Raw genomic sequence first — 4,081 nt, 5'->3', positions numbered from 1 at the left:
AGCCTGGCCGGGCGCAGCGCCGAGGCGGCCAAGGAGATCAAGAGCCTGATCACGGCCAGTGTGGAGCGGGTGGAGCAGGGCTCTGTGCTGGTGGACAAGGCCGGTGTGACGATGACCGAGGTGGTGTCGTCCATCCGGCGCGTGACCGACATCATGGGCGAGATCAGTGCCGCCAGCGGTGAGCAGAGCACTGGCGTGTCGCAGGTGGGCGACGCCGTCACGCAAATGGACCAGGTGACGCAGCAGAACGCGGCGCTGGTGGAAGAGATGGCGGCCGCCGCCAGCAGCCTGAGCCAGCAGGCCCAGGCCCTGGTGGGTGCCGTGGCGGTGTTCAAGCTCTCGGCCGATCAGGCGCACAGGCCTGCGGCGCCAGCGCCGGTGGCGGCCACCGCGCCAAAGTCCGGGCCCCGGCCTGCAGCCGCTTCCGCAGCCACTTCCGCAGCCGCAGGGGCAGCCCCGCGGGCAGCACGCCCTCCTGCCATTGCAGCGGCCAAACCCAAGGCGGCCCAGCCGGTGGCGGCAGGTGCTGAAGACGATTGGGAAAGCTTCTGAGGGGCCTCGGTGCGCAGTGATGGCTGGCCGGTGGCGCGCTCAGGCAACGCTGCCTTGCCTGAACGGGCTGCGCTCCCGCAATTCGTCCAGGTAGTGCCCCACGCCCTCGCTCTCGCGCGCGAGAAACCGCTCCACCGCATCGGCAAACGCCGGGTGGGCCAGCCAGTGCGCGCTGGTGGCCTGCACCGGCATCAGTGCGCGGGCCATCTTGTGCTCGCCTTGCGCGCCGCCTTCAAAGCGCAGCACGCCGTGGGCGATGCACCACGCCAGCGGCTGGTAGTAGCAGGCCTCGAAGTGCAGGCAATCGACGCGCTGCAGCGCGCCCCAATAGCGGCCATAGGCCACGGTGTTTGGGTCAAATTGGCCGCCAGCGCTTTCTGGTAAAGCGCTGATAGCTATCAAACTGCTAGCAATCGCCTGGCCCTCGCGCTCTGCGATGAACAGCACCCAGGCCTCCGGCATGTCGCGCTCCATGCGCGCGAAAAAGTCCCGCGTGAGGTAGGGCGGATTGCCGTGTTCAAGGTACGTACGTTCGTAACAGCGGTAGAAGAAATCCCAGTCGGCGGCGGCGATGTTGCGCCCCTGCGCATGTCGGAACGTCACGCCCGCGTCGCGCACCTTGCGCCGCTCCTGGCGGATCTTCTTGCGCTTGTCCTGCGTGAGGCTGGCGAGGAAATGGTCGAAGGTGTCGTAGCCGTTGTTTTTCCAATGGAATTGCACGGTGTGGCGCAGCATCAGGCCCTGGTCGTTGCTGGCCCGGACATCGGCATCAGCGGAAAACAGCATGTGTACGGACGAGACGCCTTCCTGCTCGCACCATTGGCACACCGCCTGCAGCAGCAATCCGCGCGCCGCGTCGTCACGCGCCAGCAGCCGGGCGCCGGGCACCGGCGTGAAGGGCACGGCTACCACGGCCTTGGGGTAGTAGGGCACGCCGTGCTGCTCGTAGGCACTGGCCCAGGCCCAGTCGAAGACGTATTCGCCGTAGGAATGGTTCTTGAGGTACAGCGGGCAGGCCGCCACCAGCGTGTCCCCATCCCACAGCGTCATGAAGCGGGGCACCCAGCCGGTGCGGGGCGTGGCGCTGCCGCTTTCGTGCAGGGCGGCCAGGTACTCGTGCCGCATGAACGGTGTGGGGTGGCTTTGCTGCGCCAGCAGGGCGTTCCAGTCAGCCGCTTTCACGTCGAGCGGGGACGCCAGCACGCGGGCGATAATGGTGGCTTCCTCAGCCATGCGCTCTCCCGTGCTGCCCACCGCCGCCCGGGGCTGCATGGGCGGTATCCAACCCGGCCAAACGTGCCGACCCCTGTGCCGACAAAAGCGCCGATATACGGGCCGATTCAAGGGCCGACTCCAGTTCCATGACGCTCTCCATTTGCACTGCGCAGCTCAACTTTGTGGTGGGCGACATGCCCGGGAACGCGCAGAAGATCATTGCCGCCGCGCGCGAGGCCTATGCCCAGGGCGCGCGCCTGCTGCTCACCCCCGAGCTGGCGATTTGCGGCTATGCGGCCGAAGACCTGTTCCTGCGGCCCGCCTTCATCGCGGCCTGTGATGATGCCGTGAAAACCGTGGCCCGCGAGACCGCAGGGTTGAAGGGCTTGGCCATCGTGCTGGGCCACCCGCAGTCCCTGGCGCCCGATGCCCCGGCCTTCAGCGCCTGCCATAACGCGGCCAGCGTGGTGCGTGACGGCCGCATCGAGCAGACCTACGCCAAGCGCGAGCTGCCCAACTACCAGGTCTTTGACGAGCGCCGCTATTTCGTGGCGGGCGCCGCGCCCTGCGTGTTCGAGGTGGCCGGTGTGCGCGTGGGGGTGCTCATCTGCGAAGACGCCTGGTTTGCCGAGCCCGCGCGCAGCGCCGCGGCGGCTGGGGCGCAGATGCTGGCGGTCATCAACGCCTCGCCCTTTCACCTGGGCAAAAGCGCCGAACGCGAGGCCACGATGCGCGAGCGCGTGGCAGAGACGGGCTTGCCGCTGGTGTACGCACACCTGGTGGGCGGGCAGGACGAGGTGGTGTTCGAGGGCCGTTCGTTTGCGCTGAACGCCGATGGTTCGGTGGCCGGCCGGGCGCCAGGATTTGAAGAAAAACTCGTGTTTGCGCTTGTCCATCAAGCGCAGTCAGCTATCAAAATTGAAGCAGATATTGCGCCGCAGAAAAGCCTGGAGGCCGACCTGTGGGATGCCCTGGTGCTGGGCGTGCGCGACTATGTGGGCAAGAACGGGTTTCCGGGCGCGCTGCTCGGGCTGTCGGGCGGCATCGACTCGGCGCTGGTGCTGGCCGTTGCCGTGGACGCGCTGGGCGCGGGCAAGGTGCGCACGGTGATGATGCCTTCGCCCTACACGGCCGACATCAGCTGGATCGACGCGCGCGACATGGCCGAGCGGCTGGGCGTGCGTTATGACGAAATCTCCATCCAGCCGCAGTTCGAAGCGTTCAAGGCCGCGCTGGCCAGCGACTTTGCGGGCCTGCCCGAAGACACGACCGAAGAGAACCTGCAGGCGCGCATCCGCGGCACGCTGCTGATGGCCATGAGCAACAAGTTCGGCGCCATCGTGCTCACCACGGGCAACAAGAGCGAAATGTCCACGGGCTATTGCACGCTGTATGGCGACATGGCCGGTGGCTTTGCCGTGATCAAGGACGTGGCGAAGACCCGCGTGTTCGACCTGGCGCGCTGGCGCAATGCCAACGACCCGTATGGCACGGGCGCCAATCCGATCCCCGATCGCATCATCACGCGCCCGCCCAGCGCCGAGCTGCGGCCCGACCAGAAGGACCAGGACAGCCTGCCGCCTTATGAGGTGCTGGATGCCATCGTGGCGCGGTATATGGAAAACGACGAGCCCATCGAGTCCATCATTGCCAGCGGTTTTGCGCGCGCCGACGTGGAGCGCGTCACGCGCCTCATCAAGCTCAACGAATACAAGCGCCGCCAGGCCCCGGTGGGCATCAGGGTTACGCGCCGCAGCTTCGGCAAGGACTGGCGTTACCCTATCACCAATAAATTCCGCGCCTGACGGCGGTTTTCTGACCGTTCCACCGTCTCGCCACCTGCGTTCCTCTATCTTTCACATCCTTCAGGAGACCCGCCATGAAAATGATCACCGCCGTCATCAAGCCCTTCAAGCTGGAAGAAGTCCGCGAGGCCTTGGCCGAGTGCGGCGTGACCGGCCTCACCGTGACCGAGGTGAAGGGTTTTGGCCGCCAGAAGGGCCACACCGAGCTGTACCGTGGCGCCGAATACGTGGTCGACTTTCTGCCCAAGGTAAAGGTCGAGGTGGTCGTGAAGTCCGAGGACGTGGACCGCTGCGTGGACGCCATCGTGAACGTGGCGCGCACGGGCAAGATCGGCGACGGCAAGATTTTTGTGACCGCTGTGGAGCGTGTGGTGCGCATCCGCACCGGCGATCTCGACGACGCCGCTGTGTGAGGTACATCCCCCTGAGTCGCTTCGCGCCTTCCCCCTTCTCTCGAACTACTGCGCAGTTCGGGAAGGGGGACACCGCCAGCGCGGCGGGGCGGCCCT

4 protein-coding genes are annotated in these 4,081 nt (G+C 66.6%); 3 read left to right on the top strand and 1 reads right to left on the bottom strand.

What is annotated here, in order from left to right:
- A partial coding sequence (locus ACOQFS_RS00180) for a methyl-accepting chemotaxis protein (protein WP_421560961.1) occupies positions 1 to 552 on the top strand: 552 nt, incomplete at its 5' end.
- 39 nt (positions 553 to 591) lie between these two features.
- Here ACOQFS_RS00180 and ACOQFS_RS00175 read toward each other — a convergent pair.
- Positions 592 to 1,785 carry a GNAT family N-acetyltransferase gene (locus ACOQFS_RS00175; RefSeq protein WP_421560962.1) on the bottom strand — a complete coding sequence of 398 codons (1,194 nt, stop codon included), beginning with the start codon at positions 1,783 to 1,785 and terminating at the stop codon, positions 592 to 594.
- Positions 1,786 to 1,913: 128 nt separating this feature from the next.
- On the opposite strand from ACOQFS_RS00175, the gene ACOQFS_RS00170 reads away from it, so the two are divergent.
- Entirely contained in the window at positions 1,914 to 3,572 is a 1,659-nt protein-coding gene (locus ACOQFS_RS00170) for an NAD+ synthase (protein WP_421560960.1), read from the top strand.
- A 74-nt stretch (positions 3,573 to 3,646) separates the two neighbouring features.
- Positions 3,647 to 3,985 carry a P-II family nitrogen regulator gene (locus ACOQFS_RS00165; RefSeq protein ID WP_124514797.1) on the top strand — a complete coding sequence of 113 codons (339 nt, stop codon included), beginning with the start codon at positions 3,647 to 3,649 and terminating at the stop codon, positions 3,983 to 3,985.
- Positions 3,986 to 4,081 lie beyond the last annotated feature (96 nt).

This window comes from Paracidovorax sp. MALMAid1276, assembly GCF_049198005.1.
Taxonomy (GTDB): Bacteria; Pseudomonadota; Gammaproteobacteria; order Burkholderiales; family Burkholderiaceae_C; genus Acidovorax.
This window is presented reverse-complemented; position numbering and strand designations above follow the sequence as displayed.